This window comes from Myxococcaceae bacterium JPH2 (assembly GCA_016458225.1).
Classification (GTDB): Bacteria; Myxococcota; Myxococcia; order Myxococcales; family Myxococcaceae; genus Citreicoccus.
In genome coordinates this window covers 308,302-332,989 of sequence record JAEMGR010000010.1, presented here as the reverse complement: position 1 = coordinate 332,989, position 24,688 = coordinate 308,302, and the positions used below count along the sequence as shown (strand labels likewise).

The following is a 24,688-nucleotide window of genomic DNA, read 5'->3' as shown; positions in this document are numbered from 1 at the left end:
TCTTCCCGCGACGACTGCTGCTCTTCGATTCCGCGTCCTTTGCAGTTGGCTTATCCTGCTTTGTTGGCATGATGCCTCCCTAGAATAGCTTCGCCGCGACTTGGCGAGTCTGTCAACCAGGCATTCCGATCTCTGAGTTCTGTAAGTAGTAATGACGAGGTGCGGCATGTGGCGTTGGCACAGGTCGACTTCCGCCGGAAGTTAACGCGAAACGCGCAGCCACACCACGTGCTTGGACCTGTGGGAGAAAAGCAGGAAGCCGTTTGCCTTCGCCACACAGTTGGGCGCCCTCAATCTCCAGGTGCGCTGGCCTCTCATCGCCGCGCAAGTCCTAGCGGGCAACTGCCACGTCTACCACTCATTGCGAGACGTGCTCCACCTAGCTCGATGCGGTGGACGTCAAGTTCGCCCACCAATTCCAGCATCCCGCACACCAGAGCCAGGAGCACGCCGTTCCACCGAGGTGAGCGGGAGCCACATCGGATGCGACCCCTGTGTCGTCTAATGAACACCCCGTGCCCGTGTGCGCTTGCCGCCTGACTGGGCCTCCTACGCTGCTCCCCTCACACCTCGGGGGAGTGCATGCGTTTGCCGTTGCTGGTGCTGCTGGCTGTGTCGCTGTGGAACTGCGCGTCGGGTCCGGAGCTGCGCGAGGGCTCGCCCCTCGCGGTGTGGCGAGAGGCGGAGGAGCCCGACAGCGAGGACGACGACGGCGACGAGGACAGGTGTCTCGTCCCGGTCTGCGCCACCTCGGGGCACTGCGGCCTCTTTGACTGTCGCGACGTCGCGCCCGGTCGCGTCGTGCGTGCGCTCGACATGGGCGGCGGCGCCGTCATGGTCGCGCCCGGCAGCGGCCCGGCGCGCACATGGGGCAGCGCGCAGGGCCTGCCCGGGGACTCGCTCCCCGTCTTGGTGTTCCGGATGCACTCAGCTCCCGAGGAGGTGCTGCCCAGCGTCAGGGCACGAGAGCAGGCATGGGCCGAGTACAAGACCAAGCGCAAAGAGAAGCACCACATCTTTCCGCGCGCGTTCTGGGAGCACTTCATCGGCCGCGGCATCAACCCCCATCAGTGGGTGATGCCCATTCCGCTGGACATCCACCGCTACATTCACAGGGATGGGCGTGGGGGGCCGTGGAACTCTGATTGGAACGCGTTCATCTCGCACACCGACAGCAATACGTCCAACGACGACTACTTCAGGTTCGCCGGGGCGCTCATGACCAAGTACGGCCTGGTTGGCCCCATGGGCACGTACTGGCAAGCTTGGGACCTGTCGCCCCAGGCGGCACGGGAGAAGTGATGCGGTACTACGAACTGCAATCGACACCAGGGGACAAGCTGGTTTGGAAGGGCCACTACAGCGCCGGCCGCCGGTGGATGCTGCCGTCTGTTGACTGCCCCGAGTGTGGTATCTGGGCGACCGGCTACTCGCTGCCCCTGGTGGACTTGAGTGCATGTCCGCAGCGCATTGAGCTGATTCCGCAGATGCCGGTGTCCCTCGCGAGGTACACGCAGCTCCTGGAGTACGCGCAACCCTATGCCCCCGACGCGCCCCTCGGCCCTGGACAGCACCTTGGGCCACTCGTAGGGACGTCAACGGGCCGGTTCGGGCCAGTCCACTGCTACCCGTCATGGGAGCTGGTCGTGCGGGCGGACACGCTCGCTAGGCTTGAGGCTGCCGGCCTGCGCGGCCTCATCCCCGTGCCCACCCGCATCAGCCAGCGGAGCAAGAGCGCGCCGCCGCTGATAGAGCTCTACGCGCCTCGCGTCGCGCAGTTCATCCCGGAGGGACCGCACAAGGACGCCTGTCCTGTGTGCGGTCGTCCACCGCGGCGCGCGGGCAGGACCGACGTCCTTGATGGGTCCACCATCCCGGACGCGGATGTCTTCGGCGCGACGAACAGCCTTGTGCCCATCGTCTCCGAGCGTTTCGTCGAGGTCGCGAGCGCGCTCGGGCCGAGCGACGTCATCTATCGAGAGCGGTCCGTGCAGGACCTGCGCGGCGACTCGCCAGCGGCGCAGCTCCACTAACGCCAGCGGGCCGCCCCAGTGCACCGGAGCGGCCCGCCTTGCTGTCTCTGCTGCTCGGACATCAGAGGCCGAACGTCCACCGCGCCCCGATGCCCGCCATCCGCTCCCGCCCGTTGGCCTCCCCAAACCCGAAGAGGCCCAGATTGGTCCGGAGCCGAGCCCCCGCCTCCAGGCGCGCGTATCCGCCCGTGAGGCTGGAGACCCCCGCGGTGGCCTCCAGGTACCCTGTCCTGACCGATGTTCCGGTCAGGACTCGCGAGAGCCCCGCGGCAACCTCTAGCCGCGGGGCATCTGAGGGACCGGCGCGCTCGGCACCTGGATGGCCGGCTGGGCCATGATGGCCGCAACGCCGGACGCGCCCAGCTCGAGCGGCCCCAGGGAGACAACGGGCTTCGCCCCACTGGCCTTCATGCGGTCCACGGCGGCCTCGATGAGTCCGCCCAGGTAGACCCCGATGTTCCCGGCGGTCAGCCGGAGGACGTCCTGCAGTTCCTTCAATCCGTGCTCGCCCAGGCTGGCCTTGAGCTGCGCCACAGCGGCGGCCTTGATCTTCGCCAGTTCGTCCGTCGTGAGCACTCCGTCCGCGGCCGCCTTCTCCAACTCCGCGCGCAGCGTCACTTGCACCTCGCGGACGACGGCCTCGGCGAGCGTCGATGCCCGGGACAGGACTTGCGCGAGCTTGGACTCCGTGCCCTGCGCGGACAGCATGCGCGTGAGGGCGTAGAGCGCGGCGGCGATGAGGCCCGCCAGCGCAGTGCACACGACCGGCAGCGCCTGGACGACGGCGCCGACCAGCGCGGACCCGATGGTGGGCTGTGAGGGGTCGCCCGTCGCAGCGAGCGCGATGGCGGGCGCGCCGATGAGCGCCGCCAGGGAGAGGCCGAGGATGTACTTGATACGTTTCATGGTTGGTGTGCTCCAGGTCTGCGAGGGAACGACGAAACACAGAAGGGGCGTCACGTGGCCGGCTGCTGCATCAGTTCAAATTCCAGGCGCTGGCACTGGACGCGCTCGCCGCGCTCGGACCACTCGACGGAGGTCGCTTCAGTCACACTGCCGAGGACCTCGGCCACGCGACCTGGCACGAGCGCGCCAGCCATGTAGTGGTACGGGAGGCGGCCGAACCTGAAGGAGCGGCCCCACTGATACATTTGGCGTGGCCAGGACGCGGGCACCGACGGAATCGGCAGTACGACCAGGTCGTCAAAGCTGATGATGTCCGTCGGGCCGTCGCCCCAGTTCCACCCAAGCCTGATGTGCCCATCGGCATACGCCTCAACCGCGACACCAACCTCCGCCGCGATGTCGCTCTGCGCGAGCCAGGGCTCGCCGTCGAGCCACGAGACGTCATTCAGGCTGTCACAGACGAGGTGATGCCAACCGCCGTCCAGGATGGACGGCCGGCGGACCCATACGGCGATGACGTTGTTCTGCGCGGCACCCAGTCCGACCTGCCACGTGACCTCAGCGAGATCCGGCGCGTGATACAGGAGTTGGAGTCCCGGACCAAACTTGCCCGCAGTCGAGCCGCCCACGCTGATGCCGCCCTCGGTGTAGCTCGCGCACGCGAGCCCCTTGCTACTCGTGAGGCCGTTGATGCCCGCCGTAGTGAAGCCCCAGTAGTGCCCGGCGCCCTCGATGAGCGCGCGCACCGCCTGCGCCTCGTCGACGGACATGGGCGGCGTGCCGCCCGACCAGGTGTCCACAACGGTGCGCACGCCCGACTGTGCCCAGCCGGCAAACGTGCGCTGCTTGCCCCCAAGGTACGTCGGGCGCTGGGTGAGGCCGCGCTCCGTGGAGACGCGGACCTCTATGCCGGAAAGGGACAGATAGGCCATTCCCCACTAAGGGGTGCCGTAGCGTGGCCCGAGCCGCTGCGCGCCGCCAATCGCGCGGCGCGCCCACTCGAATCCGAGACGTCCCGCCAAGTCCTGCGCGCGCTGCATGGCGTCGTCTATGTCCGTGCCGTGGATATTGACTTGCAGCGATCCCACGCCCACCGTCGTGTTGCCGGTGATGGGGCTCGCGCCATGCTCACCCGGGACACCGCCCGTCGCGCGGTCGATGTCCGCTTGCGTGGGGATGCCCGCGCCGGGCACGGAGACACCGCTCGTGCCGGAGCTGCCCTGTCCACCGCGCTCCTCGGGGTCCTCCGCGTCGAAGCGGCGGAGCGCGACTCTCCACGCGCTCGGCACGTTGCTCAGTGCTTCAGTCGCAGCCTGGAGCGCGTCCGTGTTTTTCAACACTTCCGCCGTCTCCTGCGCCTTCGCGAGCGCTGCCGACCAGGACAGGTGCTCCATTTCCTGGATGGCTTTGGCGAGCGACTCCGTGTCCACCTTGACCTTGCCGAGCGAGTTTGCCCAGCCTTTGAGAAATCCAAGCGGGTGGGCGCCAAAGACACTGATATCGCCGAGCGCCTTGAAGACTGACTGGATGGCACCAATGATGCCATTCCACAGTCCGCCGATGCCCTTCACCACCCAAAGGATAGCGATACCAACGTAGCGAATTGTTTCAAAGAGCCCTCGGATGACCACCTCATTGAGCCACATTAGGGGTTTCATTGTCTTCATGAGCCCCTCAATCAACAGCGTCAGCACAGGTTGGAGGCCCTGGAGGAGCAGGGCCACCATGGCAATGGGCTTGAGGAGGGGCTCGATGGAGCGCCCAATCGCATCCAGCAGTGGTTTCAACACGCCCATCACCACGTCGATGATCGGCTTGACCGCCCCGACGAGGGTCTGGGCCCCGCTCGCGAGCGCGCCGAGTCCGTCGGACAGGTCCCCGATGACAGCATTCGTCATCGCGATGAGGTCTTGAAACTGTTTGGAGCCCAGAAACAGTTCCGCGACAGCGCCGATGACCGCGCCCCAGATGCCCCCGGCCTGAAACCCCTCGACTGCGCTGTTGATGACCTGGCCGAGACGCCCAAGGCTGCCGACCACCTTCTGCATGAATCCGTTCTTCGCGTCCTCCAATGCCTGCTCGGCAGCGTCCGCGAACGCCGCGGCCTCATCGCGCATCGTGCGGAACGCCGATTCCCCGGCGTCAGTGGCCGAACGCATTGCCGCGGTCAATTCGGCACGCGCCTCCTCGGACGCATCCGCAGTCAGCTCGGCGAGTTCGTGGTCGTGCTGCTCCTCGGACGCGTAGCGAGTCATTGCCGCGCTGAACGCCGCGGACTCGGCCTCCTCTGCGCGCCGCATCTGCCGCGCCATGTCCTCATCCTGGTACGCCTGGAGCTGCGCGTAACTCAGGTTGCGGCCATGCTCCTTCTTGTCGCGCTCGGCATCCACCTCCGTCTGTCGCCCCTCGGAGTACCGAATGCGCGGCTTGCCGGGCTCGCCGACGTCTTCGAGCTGCATGGCCGAGAGCTTGGCGAGACCGGTGCTTTCTCCGATGGCAGCGCCCAACTGCTTCACGCCGTCGATCGCGTACTTGAGTCCGTCCCCCTTCATCCAGCCGAACTGGTAGTCGAAGACGGCACCGCCGATCGTCTTGGTCGTATCAACAAAGTCTTGCGCGCCGGCCTTGAGCGCATCGGTGATGGCGCTGCCCACCGGGCCCGCCGCACTCTCCATTTTCGCAGTCGCCACGCCGATGACGTTCGCGGCCTTCACTCCGACGGAACCGAGCCCTGCGGCCAAGTCCTGCCCCGTCAGCTTCCCGGCCGCAGCCAGTGCCGCCTCGGTGTCTCGCATCTTCGCCGCGCGCGCGACAGGTGCGAGGAGGCGAGCGGACCCGGAGACCAGGTAGGCGATGAAGTCGAGCTGCTTCTCCACGAGCGCGCGGATGACTGAGGTGATGCCCTCGAACATCGTCGTGAAGACGCCCCAGACCTTCTTCCCCAGGTCCGCCACGACGCCCATCACCTTGCCGATGCCCCTGGTCATGGCGGCGGCTGCATCGCCCGCGATGACGCGCAGGTCTCCCCAGCCCCTGTACAAGCTGCCCACGAGCAGGGTGATTGCCGCGAGCGCCGCAGCGACCGCGAGGATGGGGACCAACGCACTGCCGAACGAGCCGAGCATCTTCCCTATGCTCTGCATCGCGGACGGGGTCGCCTTGGCGAAATCGGCAATCGCTGTGCCCGCCGCCTTGAGCCCCGCGCCGAACGAGGCGAACGTTTGCTTGATCGAGAGTTTGGCCAGTGACGAGCCGATGTCGGCGCGCATCAACGACTGAAACGACTGGGCTGCCTTGGCGGCGGCCGGCCCCACAGTATTGAGCACCGGGCCGAGGCCCTTCATGGTTTCGATGAGGGAGCCAGTCACCTGGATGGCAAGCCCCGCCCCCTTGGCCAACCCCTCGACCACGCCCGCGAGCTTGCCGACAGCCCCAATAGCGAGCCCAGCGCCAGCCACCCATGTGGCCCACTGCGCCGCGTGCTGCTTCAACTCGGGCGAGAGCGCCTGGAATCTCGCTACGAGTCGCGAAACTCCGTCCGTGAGCTGCTTCACGAGCGGACGGAACATGTCTCCAATCTCGGCCACCACTGTGTAGAGGAGATCTCGGAGGCGGGTGATCTCCTTCTTGAGCTTCTCGTTCGACTGCGCGGCGGCGGCGACGGCTGCCGCGATGCCAGCCGCCACCACCATGCCTATCTCGCCGATGTCCTTCGACGCCTCCTTCACCTGCTTCGCGGCCTTCTCGACCGACTTGACGAGCTTGCCAAGGTTGGCGATGGCCTCACCGACTGACGTCGTGACTACGACGTACAGGTCTCCGACTTTCAGTCCGCCTTCGCCTGCCATGACTCACTCTGCCTTTCGATAGACAAACGTTCGGCTTTGGCTCTTGCTACTACCCGCGCCGTTGCCTACTCCGCTCCGTGCGGCCTTGAGTTCCGCCTCTTCTTCCGCGCAGTAAGCGAGGATGTAGACGATGTCCTCCCAGGGCCACGTGCTCACCTCGCGCGGCGAGCAACCCATCATTCGCGCCACCCCGACGAGTGCTCTTAGCTCGGGGTGGCTTCGGAGTTTCCCCGGGCTTCAGCAACCGTCTGGCCGGCGAACGCTGCCGCGAAGTCCCGGCCGTACTGCTCGAGCCAGGGCTCATTCTTGACCGTCGGCATGTCCTCCTGCGTGAAGACGTGGGTCGAGCTGCTCGGGTAGTACAGGCTCGCGATCGCGGTGCGTGCGAGGAAGCGCAAGCCAGCCGCGTAGTCCACGGGCTGGTTGTTGGCGTCGAGGTCCCCAGCCTTCTGGCTCGCCACGAGGACATCGATCTTCTCTCCGCTCGTGGGGCAGCGGATGTCGTACTCGGTCTTGTCGATCTCGATGCGCTTGTGGAACTGCCGGAGGGTGCCCACCGGCTTGCGGTGCTGGATGGTCTCGTTGCTCATGCTGGTCTCCTGGTGTTGCGGGTGTGATGAGAAGAAGGGCCGCTACACGTCGAGCGGCGCACCCTGTCCGTCGAACGCGCACGACAGCTTGCGGACGTCCGTGCTCGGCCCGGTCTCATCAAAGGAGGTGATCTTCACCGCGTACCGGACGCCCTTCTTGCCGGGGGTGCCCGCCTCGTTGGTGATGATGGTCAGGTAGCCATCGGCCCCGCTCATGAAGTGCTGCTTGAGCAGTCCTTGCGACGTGCTGCCCTCGAAGCGGTGGCCGCCGAGGCTGCCGGAGAACTTGCGGAGGGTCAGTGCGGAGCTGCTCCAGCCTCCGCCGCCGTAGTAGTTCTTCGGCGTGGTGTCGGACGTCACGGTGACCGTGACTTCGTTGATTCCGTCGAGCAGGTCGGCCGCCACCATGTCGGCGACGGGGGTGGGCAAGGCGGTGAAGTAAACCTTGCTCAGCATGTTTGAGATGGGTTCGGACATGACGTCGCTTCTCCTTACTTGGGTGGAAACTGCTTGGTGAGATAGTCCTTAAGGGCTTGCGTGACGCCCTTGCGCGCACGTCCGCGGCGCGCCTTGAAAGCCAACTTGAGCCATTCGGGTGCGGGGTCTACGGTCTGTGAGCCCCAGTGAAATCCCTCGTGGATCGCGCCGGCCTGCGGGTGCTCGTATCCGCACGACCAGGACGACGAGAGCGCTGCGGACATGTTGCGGTGGGGGCCCGAGACAAAACCCGACTCGAGGAGATTCGAGTCGTCGTCTGGGTCGCCGCGGGGCACCATGAATCGCGACAGCGAGAGGATATCGGCGACCGCTGCACGCATCGGCACGTCGAGCGCGTCAAGCACCTGCGGCGCGTGCACCTGGAGGTGCTTCAACTTCACGATGTCCAAGACCACCTTGACGGCCATGCCCCTCTTAAGGGGCGCCCTCCGTCATGCCGCGTAGCCGAGCGTGACGGTGAAGGCGAATCGGTGCGCCTCGGCACCGTCCGGCCCCATGTAGCTGGGCATTCCCTGCGCCAGGCACGACGAGTACCCGGGCACCTGCGCCCGGTGAAGGACTGACCAGCAACGCCGCGCCAGCGCTTGGGCGGCCTGGTACTGACGGGGCTCGCCGCGGACGTAGACCTGCACATCGGGCGCGAGCCAGCTCCGGCCCGTGCCGAGGTAGTCGAGCGGGGCATCGCCCGCCACCTCGCGCACGACCACGAGCGCGTGGCGAGCCTGCTCGGGGAACCGCCCCACGTAGAGCGACGGAGGTTTGCTCGACATCGACAGACCGAGCCCGGCCGCATCGAGCACCTGGGCCACGTGCAGTTCGACGTCTCGAAGAGTGGCGCCCATCAGACGAACACCTCGTAGTGGTCGAGATTGCCGCTCATGTTGTAGCGAGGAGTGACGCGGAGAGGTGGTCTCCCCATGGACTCGTCTTGGGGGTCATCCCCAGGACGCCAAAGCAGGTCACCGGAGCGCACCTCGACAGGGGTGTAGTAGACGCCCTCCGTCACGGCCATGTCCCCATTGGTGTCCACCACGCGGCGCGTGCTGCCCTGGTAGCGGCACCGATACGGCACGGGGTCCGCGTACTCGGTCATGCCGCGGGCATCGGACTGGAGCAGCCGCGCGAGGTGAAACCGCTGGTTGAATCGGTGCCCGAGTAGCGTCACGACGACACCCCCACACGCGGGCGGATGTACTGGGCCACGAACTGCCGTGCGCGGGCGGGCAGCGCGGCTACCTGGCCGTCCTCGCCTGTCGTCCGCGTCAGCGACGTATCGCCGATGGACTCCGAGACGACATCGTCCTCCGCGCCGTCACGCTGAATCATCGCAGTGGCCACGAGCTGCGCGGCGAGCGCCACGTGCGCGGGCAGATCCACCGCGAGCGATGGGTCCAACGCGGCCTGACCGGGCGTCACCCAGCCCGCGTCGTAGGTGACGACAACTTCCCCCGTGGCCTCGGCGTCCAATGGCGTGGACGACACGCCCGTTGTCCAGGTACCCGTGAACGGCCCGCGCCGCCCGCGCGCCACCATGCGGCCCATGCGCGGCGACTCCAGCGCGTACGCGTCCGGAGGCACCTCGGCGCCGCGCACCACGACACGCGTCACCTGCCGCACGGCGCCGGAGCCCAGCCACAGGTACGCGCCGCCCTGGCTGGCCACGGCCTCGATGATGCCCGTCCGGCGGTGCAGGGGATAGCCGACGTACTCCGCGAGCGCGAGCGACGCGGCCGTGATGTGCAGAGGGAGCCGCTCGGGGTCGGCGGTGTCGCGCACGCTGGCGGGGAGCTGCGCGACGGTGAGCAAATCTTCAACGGGCATGTGCACCTCAGACGAAAGAAGGGCCGGGAGGCGGACGAATCCACCTCCCGGCCCGCGTCAGCACGACCGGGAGCGTCGCGCCAACTACAGAGGCAGACGCCGCCCGCCACCCAAGACGAACGTCGCGCCCGTCACGACCGCGGGCGCCGTCCCTCCGGTGAACGCCACCGTCTCCACGGTGCGGATGAAGGAATGCCCCGGGGTCGCATACTGGAGATTGAAGTCCTTCTCCGCCGCGACTCCGCCGGCCGTGGCGGTGAGCACGACCGCGTTGTTGTCGATGTCCTTCAACGCCACCCATCCACTGGAGCCGTCCGCCGTCGCACTCGTCTGGAGCGCGTAGGTGATGGTAGTTGCGGTCGGCGTGCCGCTCGCGGCGCCGACGTTGGCGACGATGGTGCCGGAGCCGTAGCCGCTCACGTTGATGGTGTTGCCGTTGCGCGTACCCGCCGCGGCGCTGGCCGGCGGGACGGCCTGGACGTCGGCCTTGTACCGGTGCCCGATGTTGACGATGTCAGAGTGCATAGTGCTCCTGGTGGTGCAGTGAGAGGGAGGAGCGGGCCGGCCCAAGCGAGCGCCGGCCCGAGGTGTCAGTAGTTGATGCCGGTCACCTCGCCGAACGCCTGGCGGTAGCGGAGCAGCCAGTCCACCTGGGTGACACCGCGCATCGTGAACAGGTCCGAGCTGAAGTCGTCGGCGTCCTCGCCCGTCGCCACCTCGAGCGGCACGGCCTCTCCGAAAATGAGCTGCGCGGCCAGGCCGAACCCGAGCGTCTTGTCCCCGGCGAGCAGCTCCCCGCGAATCACCGGGAAGCCGTTGAGCTTCGGCGCCGTCGCGTCGCGCAGCTCCGGGAACACCCAGCCCGCGTTGTCGCGCGTCTGGCGGAGCGCGTAGAACGTGTCCGTGGAGCAGTAGTAGAACGCCTTGTTCGCCTCCAGCCCGCCCGGGATGTTCGCCTTCTCGACCAACTTCATCGCCGCGTCGGTGTCGGTGATCTTGTTGGCCGCCGTCGTCCCGGAGCTGGCGACCACGTTGCCCGAGTCCATCTGGGAGCGGACGCCGTTGGGCTTCGAGGGGCCGGTGCCCTTGATGCCCGTGATGTCCACCTCCTGGGCCACCGCGGCGCTCATGTCCTGGCCGATGAGCGCCGACGAGTCGATGGTGCCGAGCCGGAGAAGATCGTTCGAAACGCGAGCCCGCGCGATGAGCTTGTGGGCGTTGAGGACCAACGCTCCGCCCTTCATGGTGGAGAGCGCGGCCGGCCGCCCCTCCGCCGACCAGTAGACCTGGACTCCCTCGTCCACCACGCCCATGGTGAGCTTGGCGCCGTAGTTGGAGATTGTCCGGACCCCGGCGCGGAAGAGGATGCTGTTCGGGCGAATCAACTCCACCAACTCCGTGGAGACCGTCTCGCGCAGGAAGGAGCCTCCCTGCTCGAAGACGGAGGCGAACTGACCGAGCGCCTTGGTGCGCTCAATGAACTTCCCGAGCTTGTCGAAGTGCTCGCCCTGCGCCTGGCCCAGTGCCTTCGCGCGGGCGAGGTACGCAGCCTTCATCCGGAGTCCCGTGTGCGCATACAGCTTCGCCTGCCGGCTGGGTTCGCTCAGGTCGAGCTGGAGATCCTTCGCGCCGGAGGTGTACGGCCCGGCGTTGGGTGGCGCGCTGGGGCGCGAGGCGATGGCGGCCTCCACGGCCTTGGTCGCGGAGACCTCCACCGCGCGCTGGAGCTGCGGCGGCAGGGCGAGAGGCGGGGTGGTGTCGGTGGTGGACTTCGCCTTGGGCTTCGTCGTCGTGGACATGATCAACCTCTGCAATGCGGTGTGAGAGAGATAAGGGGCGCCCAACTCAGAGGAGCGCGTCGTACGAGCGCAGGTTGCGGACGCTGAACGTGCTGACGTGCAGGGAGGAGAAGCCGTAACCCTTCGCGACGCGGCGGCGCAGTTCCTTCAACTCCTCGGGCGGGATGTCCTCCTCGTCCTCCGGCTCCTGCTCCTCCTGCTCCTCGGCCTCTTCCTCCGGCGTTTCCGTGGACTCCTCTTCGGGCGAGCCTTCGAGCGCGGCCATCCAGTCCTTGAGGACGCCGATGGACTGGCCATCGCGGATGGACTCGGCCAGCGGCACGAGCACGTCATCCTCCGCGCCCGTCGCGAGGAATGCGTCAGCCATTCGCGCCGCGGCCTCCTGGTGCGCGAGCATCGCGGCGGCGAAGGACTTCGGCGTGGGCGGCTCCTCTCCGTCCGCCGGCTCGGACTCGGCATCCTCGGGCGCGGACTCCTCGCCCTCCGGCGCCTCCTTGTCCTCCGGCTCCGCGTCCTCCTCGGGCTCCTCGAGCGCTTCATCGTCTGCCTTCGCGAGCACACCCAGCACCGCGACGTGGCTTTCGAGCAGCTTCGCCATGGCCTGGCGCAAGCTCCGGCCCGGTGACTCGCGCTCGTGCAGTGCACGCAGGCGCACCGCGTCCGCGTTGGCCGGCACGTTGACGATGGAGACCTCCACCAGTTCGACCAGCGGGTAGTCGTAGCCGCCTTCCTGGTTGGGCACGGGCGCGGAACCATCGACGTCCACGAACCCGATGGAGCAGGCGCCGAGCGTGCCCGCCTTCACCTTCGCGGAGACCAGCTTCGAGGTTTCGTCGAGGCCATCGAAGATGGGCTCCATGACCCAGACGTCGCCCTCGCGGTAGCAGCGAGCCTGCCCAATGGCAGGGCTCCACCGGTCGTGCTGCCACAGCAGCGGGACGCGCACCTCGGCGCCCTCGGCCTTGATGCCCAGGACGCGGTCGCGGTGGCGGTCGAGGTTGGAGGAGGTGATGCGGAACACCGGCACTCCGCCCGCGGCGGGCGGAGCACTGGCGGAGAGCAGCTTCTGACGGAGCTTGGCCATGCCCCTGATAAGGGGCGCTAGACGCGGTCCTCTTCGCCTCTCCGGTCGCGCGGCGGCTCGGGCGTCGCGTTGGCCGCGGCGCTCTCGACGTTGTTCCCGCCGCCAGGTCCAGCCCCTGGCATCGCCCCGGGGCGCTTGCCCTCCAGCTCCGGGAGCGCAGGCAACCCAGCGAAGGCGCGGTACTCGTTAAACTGGACGTGCTCGGCCGCCGGGGTCGTCATCGCGCGGAACGTCCGGTCCCACTCCTGGGGCCGCGGGTCGTCGTAATCGAGGATGACACCGCGGTCCACGAGCGGCACCAGGCGGTGTTGGAGAAACGCCCGCCAGAACTCCAGGCGCGGTGCAATCGCATACTCCGCAAGGTGATACTTGGCCGCCTCCGAGGTGCTGCGGTTACTGCTGGAGAGATCGCCCACCAACTCCGGCGGCACGTTGAACGCCTGGCGCACGTAGGCGCGCAGCGCGGCGGCAATCTCCTTCGTTTGCAGCTCGCGGTAGTTCACCTGCACCTGCGCCAGCGAAACTCCGGTGGGCGCTACCCAGACCTTGCCGGCGTTCCTAGGTCCCTGGTGCTCCGCGGCGAATCGCTTCTCCAGGTCAGCCGCTGCCTCGGACGTCGTGCTCCCGTCGTCTGTATTCTTCGTGCCAAGACCGATGACAGCAGTCGGGATGCCGCCGCGCTCGAAGGTCGCCTTCGTCGCCTTGTCGATGGCCTCGATCGTGTCGAGCTTGTCACCCAACGCCATGCCGCGCCCGGCTCCGCGGCCGTCCGGATCCTCGGGGTCGAGCGACTTCGGCCAGAGGACATCGCCCTCGGGGATGAATCCGAAGAACCGCCCATAGGAGACAAAGAACGTTCGTCGCTCGCGCTGCGGCGTCATCGTCACGCAGTGCGGGGGCACCAGCTCCCAGCCGACGATGCGGCCGGCTTCATCCCGGAGAAGCACCATGAATGCTTCCCCTACGAGGTCCACGTGAATCTGGGCGAGCTTGCGGTACTCGCGGCCCGAGTACACAGGGTGCGGCGACTCCATGAGCGCTAGCAGTTCGTGCCGCTCCAGCTCCACCAGTTCGCCCTGCGCCACGGCACCGTCAATCGCCTTGCGCCTCTCCCATCGGTCGAGGGACTTCCAGCGCGGGTCCACATGCTTCTCGGCCCCGGCGCGTAGTTTATAAACGCGCCACCGGGGCGTGGCGACGCCATCGGCGACGGTGTCCACGACGGTGCGCAACCAGTCGTCCTCGCGGTACGCGGCGAGGACTTCGCGGGCGCCCCTCCGAGGGCCGTAGCTCCAGAGGGGCAGCGAGTAGGCGAGACGTTTGATGCCAGCGCCGATGAAGCCGAGCGCCTTCAATGCGCGTCGAAAGAGAGAGGGCATGCCGCCCAGAAGGGGCGGCAAGTTGCATCGGGAGTGCCGGCTCTACTTCGAGCCGAGTCGCTGAAGCAGCTCAACAGCCGTCGCCTGGGGGAGAGGCTCTGCCTGGTCCACGGAGTAGCCGCTCGGCTGCGCCGCGAAGATCGTGCTAGCGGCCTGGGCGAGTAGCACATCCTTGACCTTCTGGTCGGATGTCGTCTCACCCAGGACCGCGAAGGTCTTCAATGCCAGTGCTCGATGCCTGTTGACTATGGCGTTGTGCTGGCTCGCCCTGTAGTTCCGCCCCGCGAGCGCAAGGCCATAGAAGACGACAGACAGAATGACGACGCGCGGCGCGAGAGCAACTAGCAATGCTGGAGCGCTCAATGTGTCAGGAATAGAGGGCGGGAACAACATGGAGGCTCCGGCGAGAAACAGCGCAAAAGCACTGACCCCCAACACCGTATTCAACCACTGTGTAGCAGTTGCAGAGTGAATGTTGGACTCAAGGGCAAAGTGCTCTGACTTGTCGATGGCGATAGTAGTCTTGACTGATTCGCGGGCAGTGGCGAGCAGGTCGTCAATCGCCTTCTTGGTCTCCATTACTTCGGCCGCATATGTCGTCAGTCCTTGTCGGCGCTCTTGCTCGTCTACCGAGAGATCGTGATTGGCAACAATCAGCGGAATGGAGGCAGTGAAGAGCGCCGGGTACGTTACCGCGATCGTATTCTGAAGGGTGCCGAACTGTGCCGTGCTGCTACTTCTTTGGTTATGAAACACCGCCGTCGACTCCAGCACATTGGACAGAGCCTCAGCATGCGTTGCGGCAGCAGTAACGATGTCGTCCGGCACCAAGCTTGTGTCAAGCGTAGCCAGCTTGCGCAGCAGGGCAAGCGATGCGGCTATGGAGTCCCTCTGCGTTTCGAGCCGGAGGGCGCCCCTGTACGCCTCCCCAACGACGCTATTGACCGTCAGCTCTCTAATGGTGGCTGCGTATTTTTTGAATCGCTGGTCCTGCATGAGCAGATGCTTCTTCATATGGCCTAATGCTACGTGAACGCATGCGGACCCTCAATCACTCCGGCTCGCTGCCCGCCGCCCCCACGTTCGTCCGCCGCCGCACGACGTGCTTGTAGATGGGCCAGACCATGGCATCCACGCGGTCATCCCGGGCGTGCCCTCCGGCTTGGCCGGTGAAGCGCGAGAGCTGCTCCTCCAGGTCCTTGTGGCGCCCCACCATGTGCACGAGCCCGGCCTCCGCCTGTACTGACACCGGAGCTGCGCGTTCGGCTTTTGAGTTGCGGGCGCGCTCGGTGAGTAGCTTCACTTTGGCGATCGAACCGATGACGTGCTCCACCATGCCTCGCCCGGCCGTGTTCGTCTCAGCGAAGATCCACGCTCGCGGGCGTCCGCCATCATCCAGCTTCGCAAAAGGCGTCCATGCCCGCAGCGCATCCACGGCCTTCCGCGCCCACGCGCTGGGCTCGGGACTCCGGAGTGAGAGGTCCGCCAGGACGTACGAGTGCTCCCTCCCGTCGGCTTCGCGCCGCACTCCGACCACGACAATGCCGTGCATGTCTGCTGACTTTTTCTCTCCCGTCGCGGGGTCAATCGAGACAACGACGAAGTCGAACTCCTTCGGCATGTCCTTCGGGTCGATGCGCGTCTTGTCCCATCGCACGGCGCGGAACAGCGCAGGGTCCAGGTTGAACTCCAGTTCCCCGTAGAACTCGCGGCGGCCAATCGCAGACGCCGCGGCGTCCCGCGCCTGGAGCACGTAGTCCGCATCCAGGTTGACGCTGTTGTCCAACGTGCTGGAGCGCGAGAGCACGAGCCCCTTGCGGTCCTTGAGGATTTCGCGAAATAGCTCCGTCGGCGCGGGCGTCGTCGTGATGACCTTGCGCGAGGAAAGGCCGAGCTTCCGCATCCTCGAGGAGCTGCCGCGCCCGACGCGCCCGCACTCCTTCCACACCGCAACCGGGTCCTTCTTCCACGCCACGATCTCGTCCAACCACTCGAAGGTGTATCCGTAGCCGCGGAACTTGTCCGCGTCCGCCGCGGGCAGGTAGTCAGCCTTCACTCCGTTTGGCCAGACGAGTTGCTTCTTCGACTTCAGGTGCTCGGGGCGGAACCAGGGCGGCGACAGAGTGATGATGCCACTCGGACCTTCGAGCTGGTTCTTTTGGATCTCCGTGTAGGTCGGACCCACAATCAGGATGCGCGCCTCGGGGTCCGCGCGCGCCTCCCGGATGACAGCGGAGGCGCCAGCGTGAGTCTTGCCCGCGCCGCGCCCTCCGAGGAGAAACCACGTGCGCCACGTTGCGAGCGCCGGGTCCAGCATGTCCGGGGACTGCTGCGCGGGGCGAAGCGAGTACTCCGGCTCGTAGAACAGGACCAGCAGCTCCTGCGTGGTGAGCCCGAGTTTGTCCGCGAATCCTTCCACGCCGCCGAAGCGCTCGCGCAACCGGAGCGCCAACCTATCCAGCGTCGAGTGGCGCCCGTGCGTCTCGGGGCGGACGACAGGGAGTCCAGCGAGAGGGTCCGCGTCCTGCGTGACTTCTTTGGCCTTGGTCATACCCGAGGGGAAGGGGCGGCCGGCGGTGGCAACGTGGCCTTGCGCTCCTCGTCGCCGAGGAACCGCGAGAGGCGATCCGCGAGCGTTTTCTGGGCGTCGTCAGGCGACACCATGTCGAAGGCGCCCTTCTCGGCGTCCTCGGTGCGGACGCGAGCGAAGTTCTTCGGGTCGGACACAGCCAGCCGCCAGTGGACTCCCTTGTCGTTGAACGCGCGGTTGCCGATGTTGTCGAGCTGCGCCCGCATGAGAGCACCGCGGAAATGCGCACCAGCGGCGCCGTACTCCATGACGAACGCCGTGTAGATGTTCGTCTCTCCGCGCTCGATGGCATCGCGCCCGCGCGCGAGCCAGCCCTGGACGACGGTGTCCGTCGTCCCGGACAGGTGCGCCGCATCGCGGAGCGTGAAGCCCTCGGCGATGCAGCGGCACAGCTCGAACCCAAGCCGCTCCGTCAACGTGGTGGCAGGGCCCGGCTTGTTGATCGGCCTGTAACTGTCGAGAGGCTTGATGCTCACCCCCTCGGGGATGTCCGCCTCTGGTTCCTCCCGGTGCCGTGCCATGCCCCCAAGAAGGGGCGGCTACTCCTGCGCGACCGGCGGCGTCGCGAGCTGCTCGGCGCGCGCCATGAGCCGGAGCACCGAGGCCGCGATGGAGGACACGGCCTCCTTGTGCATGTGCATGCCGTTGTCGCCGCAGACGTGCAGCGCCCCGACGAACGCCGCGCCGGCCGTGACGATGGATGCGATGTCCTCCATCCGCACGGGGCGGGTCTCCTCGCGCCAGGGGATGACGCGCGGCTCGGGCAGGGAGGCGCGCGGCACTCCTGACGGAGCGTCAGCGGCGTTCTCGGTCTGCTCCTCGGCGGCGTGGGACTGCGACTGCGCCTCTACAGCGGTCTTGGGTTTGGTCATGTCCCCCTGAAGGGGCGCCAGAGGGCCGCCAAACAACCACCCAAGAACTGGGTAGTTGCCCAGCCGCGACGAAGGAGGAACGCACCAGAGGCCACCCAGGCCCCGAGGTTGGGAAAAAATCGGGGGGTCGTCTCAGAGATAGGCGGGAAATTTTGGAGATTCGCAGAGCCTCGGATTTTTGCGCGCCGAGCAATCCTGTCCGGCGGCCCTCCGGCCGGTTTCCCACCCCGAGGGGGGCGGGCTGTCCCACTTATCCCACCTCGCCGCCGCGCCCCATGTTCCACGTGTGCGCCCCGCGTTCTCTTCGCTCGAAATACGCGGAGTCGTGGATGTCGATGGGGCGACCCGTACTGAGGCGCGGCCGCCCCTCCCTGGAGGGCAGTACCTAAAGTCATACGCTGTACTCAAATGCGTGGAGTCCAGCAGACAGGAGGAGTCGAGATGCGGAAGGTTGGCAGCAAGCGGACGGGGGCGGCGTTCTCGCCACTGGAAGTTCAGGCGGTCTGGAACAAGGCGCAGATTGTTGTCGGCGCGGATCCGAACCGCGTGAGGAAGGACGCCTGTGGCGCGTGGATCCATCTCGACCAGTATGGCAACACGGACTCGGACGCCGGGTGGGAGATCGATCACATCCGTCCGGTTGCGCATAACGGCACCGATGACCTCTCCAATCTCCAGCCGCTGCAGTGGCAGAACAATCGACACAAGAGCGACAACATCCAGTGGGCCTGCGCGGTCACTGCTATCGCCAGGTGACCCAGCCGCTACTTCACTGATGAGCCCATAGGGCGCTGTTGGGCTCATCAGTGACTCCCAAGCCAAACCCCGCCGGCGCCCCATCTTTCACAATGGTGCGATGGGCGCGCGCCGGTCACCTGCGCCAGTCGCCCCGCGCCACCAGCGCCCGCCGCACCTCCGCACGCAGCCGGGCCGCTGGCAGCTCCGCGCACAGGCGCCGGTACAGGGCCGCCTTGGACTTGTTCCGCAGCCCCTTGGCCGCGTTGCGCGACTCCAGGAGGGCGAGCGCTTCTGTGCGCCAGAGCAGTCGCACTGTGGCCGCCGCGTCGGGCTCGGGGTTCCGTCGCCCGCGCCGCACCGACTGCAGCTCGAGCGTGTCCGCCTCCCAGCGCGCCAGCATCAGCCCCCACCACGCGGGCACGAGCTTGGTCACCGCGTCCAGGTGGGCGGGACCGACCACGAGCGTGCACCTGTCGAGGGCCGCGCTGTAGGCGTCCACCTGTCCCGGCAGGCGTCGGAGGGTGTCCGCGTCCGCCTTGATTTCGTATCCGTGCAGGGCGTCAGGGGCGAGGGTGGCCACATCCACGCGGACTCGGCCGTGGTCCAGCCCCAGCTCGTCGAGCACCAGGGCATCAGGAGTCAGCGCGGCTACGAGCTGGCGCAGGGGAGGGCGGACGTCCGAGTCATGCATGCCCGGGGGGAAGGGGCGCCGCTCACTTCGTCCGGGCCTTGTCCGGTACGCTCGGCGGCCACGTCATGCTGCGGCCCGCGCTGCAGGCACGAGAGGATGCACATGCCCGAGGAACTGCCCCCGCCGCGACAAGCCATCTGCAAGCGATGCCGTGCGGTTCTCTGGGATGGGGAGTCGATGTCGACCACCCCGGATTTCCGCCACCGCATGCCCTCCGCCTGTCCTCTTGCCGATGTCGAGCTGAAGCCCAGCGAGTGGGCAGTCTGGCGCCCCAAGAAGGCCCGGCGAGAGCGCCACCGCGGGGCGAAGCTCGCCCGCCGCCTGCGTCCGTAGTCAGAGCCGGCATCGCAGCTCGAGGGGCACGCCCACGAGCGCCACTCACCGCAGCACGGTGGAGACCGTCCCGCCCAGCACACGCGAGGGCGTGACGCCCGTGCCTCCCTGTGGCGGCGCGCCGATGCCGCCCAGGCTCGACCGCTCCGGCCTGTAGCCGCCCAGCACTCGCCGCCCGTGTCCCGCGTCCCGGATGGGTGGCAGCTCCGGCCCCGGTGGCGTGAGTGCCCAGCCATCCAGGGGGACGAGTCCGGGGCGAGGCGGCGGGCGCACCACGCACAGGCACCAGGTCACCACCCGCTTCAAGGTCGCATCGCGCATGTCGGCGGGAAGGGACGGCCCTTCTGCGATGCATGAACGCGACCCTCTATTTCTCCCTCCCGTATCCGCCGTCAGCCAACACGTATTGGGTGCCAGCACGTGGCCGCGGGCTTGTGCCCTCCGATGAAGCCAAGGCGTACAAGGCGGGGGTGGCACAGGGCGCAGCGCTCCGCCGCATCCAGCCCCTGGCGGGCCCCGTCTACATCAGCGTCACCGCGTTTCGGCCGCGCCGCTCGGGCGACTTGGACAACGTGCTCAAGGTCTTGTGCGACTCGCTCAATGACGTCGCGTGGTTGGATGACGACCAGGTGGTGACCATCCACGCGCAGCGCGAGGACGACCCGAAGAACCCGCGCGTCGAGGTGGCGCTCCTGGCCGAGCGCTACGCGACGCCCGACGAGGCCGCCGCCCACCGGCAGGCCCGCGCCGAGCGCGCCGCCAAGGCGAGGGCCACGCGCAACCGCAACCGCGCCGCCAAGGCCCGGGGCGCCTTCTCCTCCCGCCTCAAGCCGAGCGTTGCGGCACCCAGGAAGCCCCGCGCGCCGCGGAAGTCCGCACCCTGACGCCCCTTCTCGGGGGCATGCCGCCCTCCATCGAAACCGCCGTGTTCACCCTGGCCGTGAGCCAGGTCCTCGTCCCGCTCCTGCACGGCCTGCTCTCCCGTCGCCAGTCGCGACAGGAGGCGGCGGTGGAGCAGGTGCCCTTGTTGGTGCAGAGCATGGGCGCCGTTGCCTCCGATGTCCGGGAGATCAAGGCGGAGCTGCGCCGCGTCGGGGAGCACGAGAGCGCGCTGCGGCTGGTGGAGCTGCGCCTCGACGCGTTGGAGGAGTGGAAGACGGAGCAGCGCGCGCGCCAGTAGGGCTGTTTGAGCGGGCCGCGGATGACTCGCGGCCCGCCCTCTACGACAAGCCGGTAGTGCAGGGGAGGGGGCTGCGTAGGCGCTACTGCACAGTTCCCACGCCGTCAGTGTTGTCTGGGGGGACACGCGACAATGCAGGCGTCCCATTCGTTATCGCAGACATCTTCCGCGGAGGCGTTACCGTTGGCGGACCGCATGCAGTCCTTATACGCGTAGTAGCAGGCCGTCGTGCAGACGCTCAGGGGCTGTGCAGACACCCCAGTGGCGGAATCCGCGTTGAGGCTCTCCGCCATCGAGGCGCCCTCTTCGCCGCCACAGCCGGCCAGCATCCCGACAGCCATCAGCCCTGCGATGATCGCCATTCGCATTTGGTTCTCCTGATTTGATGGTTTGTTCTGCCTTGCCAGGATAGCGCTGCCATTCATTGGGCACCAGACGCCCCTTCCGGGGAGTGCACCCGCAGTCCCCCGGAGTCACGTCATGTCCACGTCCCCCCGCCGCGCCGTCTTCCTCGCTTCCGCCCTGTCGCAGATGAACGCCCCCTATCGATGGGGCGGGAAGGGCGAGCGCTCGGACATCGAGGGCCCGAGAGTCTTCGATTGCTCCGGTCTGGTGACTTGGTCACTGCACCAGGCCGGAGGGCCTGACTGGCGCCCCACCCACAACACGGACGTCTTGTGGGCCGAGTGCACGCCCGTCGCGAGCGAGGCCGACCTGCAGCCCGGGGACCTGGTGCTCTACGGGAAGGGCGGCGACCCCGAGCACGTCATGATCTACGTGGGCGCCGGGTGCGTCGTGGGCGCCACGGGCGGGGGCCACAAGACGCTCACCCTCGCCGATGCGTACCAGGCCGGCGCGCGCGTCAGGGCATGGCCGAGCATGCGCTACCGACAGGATGTCTTGGGGTTCCGCCGGCTGCCGTACCTGGATGACGTCCAGTCCGCGCCCACGCCCGCGCTCGGCATCCCGGCCGTGACGGTGCCTGTCCCGCGCGCCTGAGTCGGCGCCCCTTCCTCCTGACGGACTCACCACCCGTCAGGAGATTGCATGCGCGCGCTGTCATTGCAGGACCGGGCCGCCCTTGAGTGCGCGGCCGGATTCGCCTCTGTCCTCCGTGTCCGCGTTCTGCGCGGCACACAGTGGGTGGACCTCTCAACCCTCATGGGCGGCGACATGCTCATGGGGGCCAAGTGGAGCACCAACCTGGACGCCCAGGTGGCCCAGGCGACCCTGAGTGTTGCTCGCAACGGGCCCGATGGCCGGGCGCTGTCCTTGGCCCCGCTCGTGGCCAGCAGCGCCCTCAACAGCGCGGGGCCGATCTTGCGCGTCGGCGCGTGGGTGCTGATTGAGGTAGCGACGGTGCCCCTCGGCACTGCGCGCTCCTCGCCGCTGGTGACCGACGGTTTCCGCGAGGTGTTCCGAGGCCGAATCGACCAGCTCGACGTCGGCGCCGAGGAGATCAACGCCACGTGCTTGGACGCGGCCAGCGTCATCCAAGACACGTTCGCGGAGTCAGAGAAGGAGTACGGCAGCGACGCGGGAACCCCGGTGCAGGTCGTCATGCAAGCCATCCTCAACGACTGGGGCTTGGGCTCGCTCCCGGCGCAACTCGGCGTGGGCCTGTACGTGCCCGTGGATCCGCTCAGCATGCGCGGCAAGTACCTCCAGCGCACGGGGCCCGTCCTCGATGCTCTCCGCGAGCTAGCCGGCCAGATTGGCTGGGACGTGCGCTACAGGTGGCGCGCGGACACCAACGCCTGGGCGCTCAGCCTGTGGAGCCCCGACCGCCTCGCGACGGCGCCCGTGTGGCGGTACGGGCCCGAGCACTACGTGGAGCTGTCGAGCGTGGCCCAGTCGCTCGCCGACATCCGGACGGACGTCGAGGTGGTGTACTCGGACAAGGCGGACAAGGACTCCACCGGGCTCGCGCGACGAAAGAAGGTGTACGCCGAGAACCCGACGGCCCGCGCGCTCTATGGGCGCCGCTGGATGCAGGTGGCGGAGGCCAGCACCAGCAACATCAACACCGCGCCCGAGGCCCAGCGCCTGGCGGATGCGGCGATTGCGGACCTGTCGCGCGCGGCCCTCCAGGTCACGATGCGCCTCCAGGGTGTGCACTGGCACCTCGAGGTGTCGGACCTGGTGGCCGTCGGCGCCAACGGCGTGCACTTCGACACGGACCAGGCTCTCGGCGTTGTGTCCATCGAGTGCGAGTGCGGCAGCAATGGAGAGGCGCGGACTACCGTGCAGCTCCGCGGCGCGCCCTCGACGTCGATCATGCAATGGATGCAGCGCGAGGCGGCGCCCGGGTGCGCGCCCTCGGCGCCATTCACCGGCCCCTCGGCCCCGGTGGATCTCGTGCCGACCCCGACGGTCAACGGCTTCGCGCTCACGTTCAAAGCGTCCGCGAGCGGCGCCACGTGGGACAGCTACGAGCTACACGTGAGCCCGACGGCTGGGTTCGCTCCGTCGTCGGGCACGTTCAAGACGGCATCGAGGGCGACGCGCTTCGAGGTGGCCGACCTCACGCCTGGCGCGAGCTACTACGCGCGAGTCGTGGGGAGGGACAGGACGGGGAACCTGGGAGCGGCGAGCGCGGAGGTGGCTCTCGCTCCTCGGTATGTCGAGCCGCGTATGTTGTTCCCTCGGGTATCGTACGCGGCACTCCCGCTCAACAGTGACTTTGAGGCAGCCACGTCAGGTGTGAACGCCCCGCCCGATGCATGGGTGCTCAATTCGGGAGCGTGGGGAGCCTCGGTTGGGTTCACCTCAGACGCCTATGCAGGCTCGTCGGCGTTGCGATTCATCCCAAGCGCCGCTACGAGCATCTCGTCGCAGCCGTTCGTTGTCCGTGGCGGGGAGACGTGGATTGTGTCTGCCTACGCAAAGCAGGATACGGCTAACGTAGCGGCAGGGCTCCTCGTGTTTGAGTTTCTGAACTCCGCCTTTGTCGCTGTTTCGAATGTCACTGTGTCACTGGGAGGCGCTACCACTCCCGCGAACACCTACTCACGCTTCGCGCTTCAGTCCCAGGTCCCGGCGACTGCCCGCTACGCGATCGTCACTGTGTCGCGATCGAGCACATTCGCAACGGTGCTGACGCTCGACTCCGTCTCCGCAGTGGCGGTGCCCACATTCGAGTCGTGGAGGCGCGTAATGCCTTCAACGGACACGTCCATTTCCAAGTTCGGTGCTGGGTTCGGCAATGAAAACGAGAGTGTTTATGGGCTTGCGGAGTATCGCCGGAATGACCTGGGTGATGTGGAGTTCCGCGGCAACGTGGCAACAACTGCCGCGATTGCCTCGGGGGCAACGCTGCTGGCAAATTCCGTGGACTATCGGCCAAGTCGCGCGCTGAAGTTTTATATGGGCAGCAGCGCCGGGATTATTCCGGTTATAGTGTTGCCCACCGGCGGAGTGACTGTGTCAGTCGGTCTTGCGATGGGTGTTACATTCTCCTTGACGAGCCTGAGGTATTCTCTGAACTGATTGAGAGGCCGCGTGGGACTGCCTCGATGCTGGTTATTATAGGCGCTACAAGTCGTCTGTCGCGCGATCAGCGATCTCATTCTGGAGTTGCAACGCGAGCCTTACGCTCGCGTACCCTAGTTGCACGAGCACTCGGCTTCCTTTCCCCTGGGCAGTGATACTGATTACTGTTTCAGGACCATTCCATTTGGCCTTTAATTCGACGTGCCCCAGAAGGAGCGCTGTCCCGAAGTTCTTCGGGTCACCTCTGAACAGCTCCTGCTTCCAGGTTGTTTCGTCGATGCTTGGCTTTCCGTATTTGCGCTGGAGTAAGTCTTTGAGAGACCTGTAGTCGGCCTCATACTGGTCGGGTGATGAATGCAAATCGTTGACGTTGACCATTACCACTGCCAAGCGATTGCGTGCGAAGAAGAAGAACGATTGCGTGTCGAGGTCCGCCGTCGTTCCGCTTAACGCCCATACCCCGTCTTGAACTTGCTGAAGGCTGGGGTAGAGTTTCTGCACCTCGGCTGGCGACATTCCCCAGCGCGCTTTCTGGAATCCCTCGGCACTGCGATATCCGCTTGGAGGGTTGAAGTACGCCATGTTCGGCGAGCCATCTGCGAGCTTCATCGGAGTTCTGCCGTCAGAACGCTCCATCGCCTTAGGCGATACCTCGCTGCCAGTTTCCGACCTTCTGGCAGTGCCTGCGTCCAGGTATTGGGGCTCGCCCAGCGCTGTCGTGCCTCCATCGGGAAGCGATGATGCTGCCAGGAGTACCAGTGTGGTGACGTAAAGCATTCGCCCCTCGCCGAAAAGGGCAAACGGTAGATCATCGCCTCCCGGTGAAGGCACGCC

Annotated in this window: 29 protein-coding genes; 7 read left to right on the top strand and 22 right to left on the bottom strand. The window is 66.9% G+C overall.

All coding sequences use genetic code 11. The features are described from left to right. Window positions 1–582 precede the first annotated feature (582 nt). Together JGU66_18785 and JGU66_18780 are read left to right on the top strand one after the other, a co-directional pair. Window positions 583–1,302: a TIGR02269 family lipoprotein gene (locus tag JGU66_18785; GenBank protein MBJ6762815.1), complete on the top strand. Its 720-nt coding sequence runs from the start codon at window positions 583–585 to the stop codon at window positions 1,300–1,302. Further along, window positions 1,302–2,033, top strand: a complete 732-nt coding sequence (locus JGU66_18780) for a hypothetical protein (protein ID MBJ6762814.1) — start codon at window positions 1,302–1,304, stop codon at window positions 2,031–2,033. Before JGU66_18785 ends, JGU66_18780 begins: the two co-directional genes overlap by 1 nt. Before the next feature lie 276 nt (window positions 2,034–2,309). On the opposite strand, the gene JGU66_18775 is transcribed toward JGU66_18780, so the two are convergent. The 18 genes from JGU66_18775 to JGU66_18690 all read right to left on the bottom strand — a co-directional run bounded on the left by JGU66_18775 (window position 2,310) and on the right by JGU66_18690 (window position 17,420). Further along, on the bottom strand, window positions 2,310–2,939 hold the full coding sequence (locus JGU66_18775; GenBank protein MBJ6762813.1) for a hypothetical protein: 630 nt from the start codon (window positions 2,937–2,939) through the stop codon (window positions 2,310–2,312). 50 nt (window positions 2,940–2,989) lie between these two features. Beyond that, window positions 2,990–3,871, bottom strand: coding sequence for a hypothetical protein (locus JGU66_18770; GenBank protein MBJ6762812.1), 882 nt, complete (start codon window positions 3,869–3,871; stop codon window positions 2,990–2,992). Between the two features lie 6 nt (window positions 3,872–3,877). After that, on the bottom strand, window positions 3,878–6,787 hold the full coding sequence (locus JGU66_18765) for a hypothetical protein (protein ID MBJ6762811.1): 2,910 nt from the start codon (window positions 6,785–6,787) through the stop codon (window positions 3,878–3,880). Window positions 6,788–6,790: 3 nt separating this feature from the next. Continuing rightward, window positions 6,791–6,967 carry a hypothetical protein gene (locus JGU66_18760; GenBank protein ID MBJ6762810.1) on the bottom strand — a complete coding sequence of 59 codons (177 nt, stop codon included), beginning with the start codon at window positions 6,965–6,967 and terminating at the stop codon, window positions 6,791–6,793. Window positions 6,968–6,990: 23 nt separating this feature from the next. Further along, complete coding sequence (locus JGU66_18755) at window positions 6,991–7,377, bottom strand: phage tail protein (GenBank protein MBJ6762809.1); 387 nt, start codon at window positions 7,375–7,377, stop codon at window positions 6,991–6,993. A gap of 42 nt (window positions 7,378–7,419) precedes the next feature. After that, on the bottom strand, window positions 7,420–7,854 hold the full coding sequence (locus JGU66_18750) for a hypothetical protein (protein ID MBJ6762808.1): 435 nt from the start codon (window positions 7,852–7,854) through the stop codon (window positions 7,420–7,422). Window positions 7,855–7,868: 14 nt separating this feature from the next. After that, complete coding sequence (locus tag JGU66_18745; protein ID MBJ6762807.1) at window positions 7,869–8,282, bottom strand: hypothetical protein; 414 nt, start codon at window positions 8,280–8,282, stop codon at window positions 7,869–7,871. Window positions 8,283–8,306: 24 nt separating this feature from the next. Next, window positions 8,307–8,717: a hypothetical protein gene (locus JGU66_18740; GenBank protein MBJ6762806.1), complete on the bottom strand. Its 411-nt coding sequence runs from the start codon at window positions 8,715–8,717 to the stop codon at window positions 8,307–8,309. Continuing rightward, window positions 8,717–9,040, bottom strand: a complete 324-nt coding sequence (locus tag JGU66_18735; GenBank protein MBJ6762805.1) for a hypothetical protein — start codon at window positions 9,038–9,040, stop codon at window positions 8,717–8,719. The genes JGU66_18740 and JGU66_18735 overlap by 1 nt, the downstream gene beginning before the upstream one ends. After that, window positions 9,037–9,696, bottom strand: a complete 660-nt coding sequence (locus JGU66_18730) for a hypothetical protein (protein ID MBJ6762804.1) — start codon at window positions 9,694–9,696, stop codon at window positions 9,037–9,039. Before JGU66_18730 ends, JGU66_18735 begins: the two co-directional genes overlap by 4 nt. An 84-nt stretch (window positions 9,697–9,780) precedes the next feature. Further along, complete coding sequence (locus JGU66_18725; protein MBJ6762803.1) at window positions 9,781–10,221, bottom strand: hypothetical protein; 441 nt, start codon at window positions 10,219–10,221, stop codon at window positions 9,781–9,783. A 65-nt stretch (window positions 10,222–10,286) separates the two neighbouring features. Then, a complete protein-coding gene (locus tag JGU66_18720) occupies window positions 10,287–11,495 on the bottom strand; it encodes a phage major capsid protein (GenBank protein ID MBJ6762802.1) in 1,209 nt (402 codons plus the stop codon). Window positions 11,496–11,541: 46 nt separating this feature from the next. Beyond that, on the bottom strand, window positions 11,542–12,579 hold the full coding sequence (locus JGU66_18715) for a DUF305 domain-containing protein (protein MBJ6762801.1): 1,038 nt from the start codon (window positions 12,577–12,579) through the stop codon (window positions 11,542–11,544). Window positions 12,580–12,596: 17 nt separating this feature from the next. Further along, window positions 12,597–13,958 carry a phage portal protein gene (locus tag JGU66_18710; GenBank protein MBJ6762800.1) on the bottom strand — a complete coding sequence of 454 codons (1,362 nt, stop codon included), beginning with the start codon at window positions 13,956–13,958 and terminating at the stop codon, window positions 12,597–12,599. A 42-nt stretch (window positions 13,959–14,000) separates the two neighbouring features. After that, complete coding sequence (locus tag JGU66_18705; GenBank protein ID MBJ6762799.1) at window positions 14,001–14,972, bottom strand: hypothetical protein; 972 nt, start codon at window positions 14,970–14,972, stop codon at window positions 14,001–14,003. A gap of 37 nt (window positions 14,973–15,009) precedes the next feature. Then, window positions 15,010–16,509: a DNA-packaging protein gene (locus JGU66_18700; protein ID MBJ6762798.1), complete on the bottom strand. Its 1,500-nt coding sequence runs from the start codon at window positions 16,507–16,509 to the stop codon at window positions 15,010–15,012. Beyond that, window positions 16,506–17,024: a hypothetical protein gene (locus tag JGU66_18695; protein MBJ6762797.1), complete on the bottom strand. Its 519-nt coding sequence runs from the start codon at window positions 17,022–17,024 to the stop codon at window positions 16,506–16,508. Before JGU66_18695 ends, JGU66_18700 begins: the two co-directional genes overlap by 4 nt. A 63-nt stretch (window positions 17,025–17,087) precedes the next feature. After that, window positions 17,088–17,420 (bottom strand): hypothetical protein, encoded by a 333-nt coding sequence (locus JGU66_18690; protein MBJ6762796.1) that lies wholly within the window; start codon window positions 17,418–17,420, stop codon window positions 17,088–17,090. Between the two features lie 441 nt (window positions 17,421–17,861). Between JGU66_18690 and JGU66_18685 the strand changes: the two genes are divergently transcribed. Beyond that, on the top strand, window positions 17,862–18,176 hold the full coding sequence (locus JGU66_18685; protein MBJ6762795.1) for an HNH endonuclease: 315 nt from the start codon (window positions 17,862–17,864) through the stop codon (window positions 18,174–18,176). Between the two features lie 115 nt (window positions 18,177–18,291). Here the strand turns inward: JGU66_18685 and JGU66_18680 are convergent, their stop codons facing one another. Together JGU66_18680 and JGU66_18675 are read right to left on the bottom strand one after the other, a co-directional pair. Further along, window positions 18,292–18,849: a sce7726 family protein gene (locus JGU66_18680; protein MBJ6762794.1), complete on the bottom strand. Its 558-nt coding sequence runs from the start codon at window positions 18,847–18,849 to the stop codon at window positions 18,292–18,294. A 378-nt stretch (window positions 18,850–19,227) separates the two neighbouring features. Then, window positions 19,228–19,488: a hypothetical protein gene (locus tag JGU66_18675; protein MBJ6762793.1), complete on the bottom strand. Its 261-nt coding sequence runs from the start codon at window positions 19,486–19,488 to the stop codon at window positions 19,228–19,230. Window positions 19,489–19,535: 47 nt separating this feature from the next. On the opposite strand from JGU66_18675, the gene JGU66_18670 reads away from it, so the two are divergent. Then, window positions 19,536–20,066 (top strand): RusA family crossover junction endodeoxyribonuclease, encoded by a 531-nt coding sequence (locus JGU66_18670; protein MBJ6762792.1) that lies wholly within the window; start codon window positions 19,536–19,538, stop codon window positions 20,064–20,066. Between the two features lie 41 nt (window positions 20,067–20,107). After that, window positions 20,108–20,362 (top strand): hypothetical protein, encoded by a 255-nt coding sequence (locus JGU66_18665; GenBank protein ID MBJ6762791.1) that lies wholly within the window; start codon window positions 20,108–20,110, stop codon window positions 20,360–20,362. A 104-nt stretch (window positions 20,363–20,466) separates the two neighbouring features. Here JGU66_18665 and JGU66_18660 read toward each other — a convergent pair whose 3' ends face one another. Then, a complete protein-coding gene (locus JGU66_18660; GenBank protein ID MBJ6762790.1) occupies window positions 20,467–20,724 on the bottom strand; it encodes a hypothetical protein in 258 nt (85 codons plus the stop codon). 118 nt (window positions 20,725–20,842) lie between these two features. Between JGU66_18660 and JGU66_18655 the strand changes: the two genes are divergently transcribed. Further along, window positions 20,843–21,361, top strand: a complete 519-nt coding sequence (locus JGU66_18655) for a C40 family peptidase (GenBank protein MBJ6762789.1) — start codon at window positions 20,843–20,845, stop codon at window positions 21,359–21,361. Window positions 21,362–21,409: 48 nt separating this feature from the next. After that, window positions 21,410–23,851: a fibronectin type III domain-containing protein gene (locus JGU66_18650; protein MBJ6762788.1), complete on the top strand. Its 2,442-nt coding sequence runs from the start codon at window positions 21,410–21,412 to the stop codon at window positions 23,849–23,851. A gap of 45 nt (window positions 23,852–23,896) precedes the next feature. Here JGU66_18650 and JGU66_18645 read toward each other — a convergent pair whose 3' ends face one another. Beyond that, the gene (locus JGU66_18645) at window positions 23,897–24,631 is read right to left on the bottom strand and encodes a hypothetical protein (protein MBJ6762787.1); all 735 of its coding nucleotides are present in this window, start codon (window positions 24,629–24,631) and stop codon (window positions 23,897–23,899) included. Between the last annotated feature and the right edge of the window lie 57 nt (window positions 24,632–24,688).

Excerpts from the sequence above, each read along its gene's own strand:
- JGU66_18785 (MBJ6762815.1), top strand. The coding sequence starts at position 583 with ATGCGTTTGCCGTTGCTGGTGCTGCTGGCTGTGTCGCTGTGGAACTGC.
- JGU66_18780 (MBJ6762814.1), top strand. The coding sequence starts at position 1,302 with ATGCGGTACTACGAACTGCAATCGACACCAGGGGACAAGCTGGTTTGG.
- JGU66_18775 (MBJ6762813.1), bottom strand. The coding sequence starts at position 2,939 with ATGAAACGTATCAAGTACATCCTCGGCCTCTCCCTGGCGGCGCTCATC.
- JGU66_18770 (MBJ6762812.1), bottom strand. The coding sequence starts at position 3,871 with ATGGCCTATCTGTCCCTTTCCGGCATAGAGGTCCGCGTCTCCACGGAG.
- JGU66_18765 (MBJ6762811.1), bottom strand. The coding sequence starts at position 6,787 with ATGGCAGGCGAAGGCGGACTGAAAGTCGGAGACCTGTACGTCGTAGTC.
- JGU66_18760 (MBJ6762810.1), bottom strand. The coding sequence starts at position 6,967 with ATGATGGGTTGCTCGCCGCGCGAGGTGAGCACGTGGCCCTGGGAGGAC.
- JGU66_18755 (MBJ6762809.1), bottom strand. The coding sequence starts at position 7,377 with ATGAGCAACGAGACCATCCAGCACCGCAAGCCGGTGGGCACCCTCCGG.
- JGU66_18750 (MBJ6762808.1), bottom strand. The coding sequence starts at position 7,854 with ATGTCCGAACCCATCTCAAACATGCTGAGCAAGGTTTACTTCACCGCC.
- JGU66_18745 (MBJ6762807.1), bottom strand. The coding sequence starts at position 8,282 with ATGGCCGTCAAGGTGGTCTTGGACATCGTGAAGTTGAAGCACCTCCAG.
- JGU66_18740 (MBJ6762806.1), bottom strand. The coding sequence starts at position 8,717 with ATGGGCGCCACTCTTCGAGACGTCGAACTGCACGTGGCCCAGGTGCTC.
- JGU66_18730 (MBJ6762804.1), bottom strand. The coding sequence starts at position 9,696 with ATGCCCGTTGAAGATTTGCTCACCGTCGCGCAGCTCCCCGCCAGCGTG.
- JGU66_18725 (MBJ6762803.1), bottom strand. The coding sequence starts at position 10,221 with ATGCACTCTGACATCGTCAACATCGGGCACCGGTACAAGGCCGACGTC.
- JGU66_18720 (MBJ6762802.1), bottom strand. The coding sequence starts at position 11,495 with ATGTCCACGACGACGAAGCCCAAGGCGAAGTCCACCACCGACACCACC.
- JGU66_18715 (MBJ6762801.1), bottom strand. The coding sequence starts at position 12,579 with ATGGCCAAGCTCCGTCAGAAGCTGCTCTCCGCCAGTGCTCCGCCCGCC.
- JGU66_18710 (MBJ6762800.1), bottom strand. The coding sequence starts at position 13,958 with ATGCCCTCTCTCTTTCGACGCGCATTGAAGGCGCTCGGCTTCATCGGC.
- JGU66_18705 (MBJ6762799.1), bottom strand. The coding sequence starts at position 14,972 with ATGAAGAAGCATCTGCTCATGCAGGACCAGCGATTCAAAAAATACGCA.
- JGU66_18700 (MBJ6762798.1), bottom strand. The coding sequence starts at position 16,509 with ATGACCAAGGCCAAAGAAGTCACGCAGGACGCGGACCCTCTCGCTGGA.
- JGU66_18690 (MBJ6762796.1), bottom strand. The coding sequence starts at position 17,420 with ATGACCAAACCCAAGACCGCTGTAGAGGCGCAGTCGCAGTCCCACGCC.
- JGU66_18685 (MBJ6762795.1), top strand. The coding sequence starts at position 17,862 with ATGCGGAAGGTTGGCAGCAAGCGGACGGGGGCGGCGTTCTCGCCACTG.
- JGU66_18680 (MBJ6762794.1), bottom strand. The coding sequence starts at position 18,849 with ATGCATGACTCGGACGTCCGCCCTCCCCTGCGCCAGCTCGTAGCCGCG.
- JGU66_18670 (MBJ6762792.1), top strand. The coding sequence starts at position 19,536 with ATGAACGCGACCCTCTATTTCTCCCTCCCGTATCCGCCGTCAGCCAAC.
- JGU66_18660 (MBJ6762790.1), bottom strand. The coding sequence starts at position 20,724 with ATGGCGATCATCGCAGGGCTGATGGCTGTCGGGATGCTGGCCGGCTGT.
- JGU66_18655 (MBJ6762789.1), top strand. The coding sequence starts at position 20,843 with ATGTCCACGTCCCCCCGCCGCGCCGTCTTCCTCGCTTCCGCCCTGTCG.
- JGU66_18650 (MBJ6762788.1), top strand. The coding sequence starts at position 21,410 with ATGCGCGCGCTGTCATTGCAGGACCGGGCCGCCCTTGAGTGCGCGGCC.
- JGU66_18645 (MBJ6762787.1), bottom strand. The coding sequence starts at position 24,631 with ATGCTTTACGTCACCACACTGGTACTCCTGGCAGCATCATCGCTTCCC.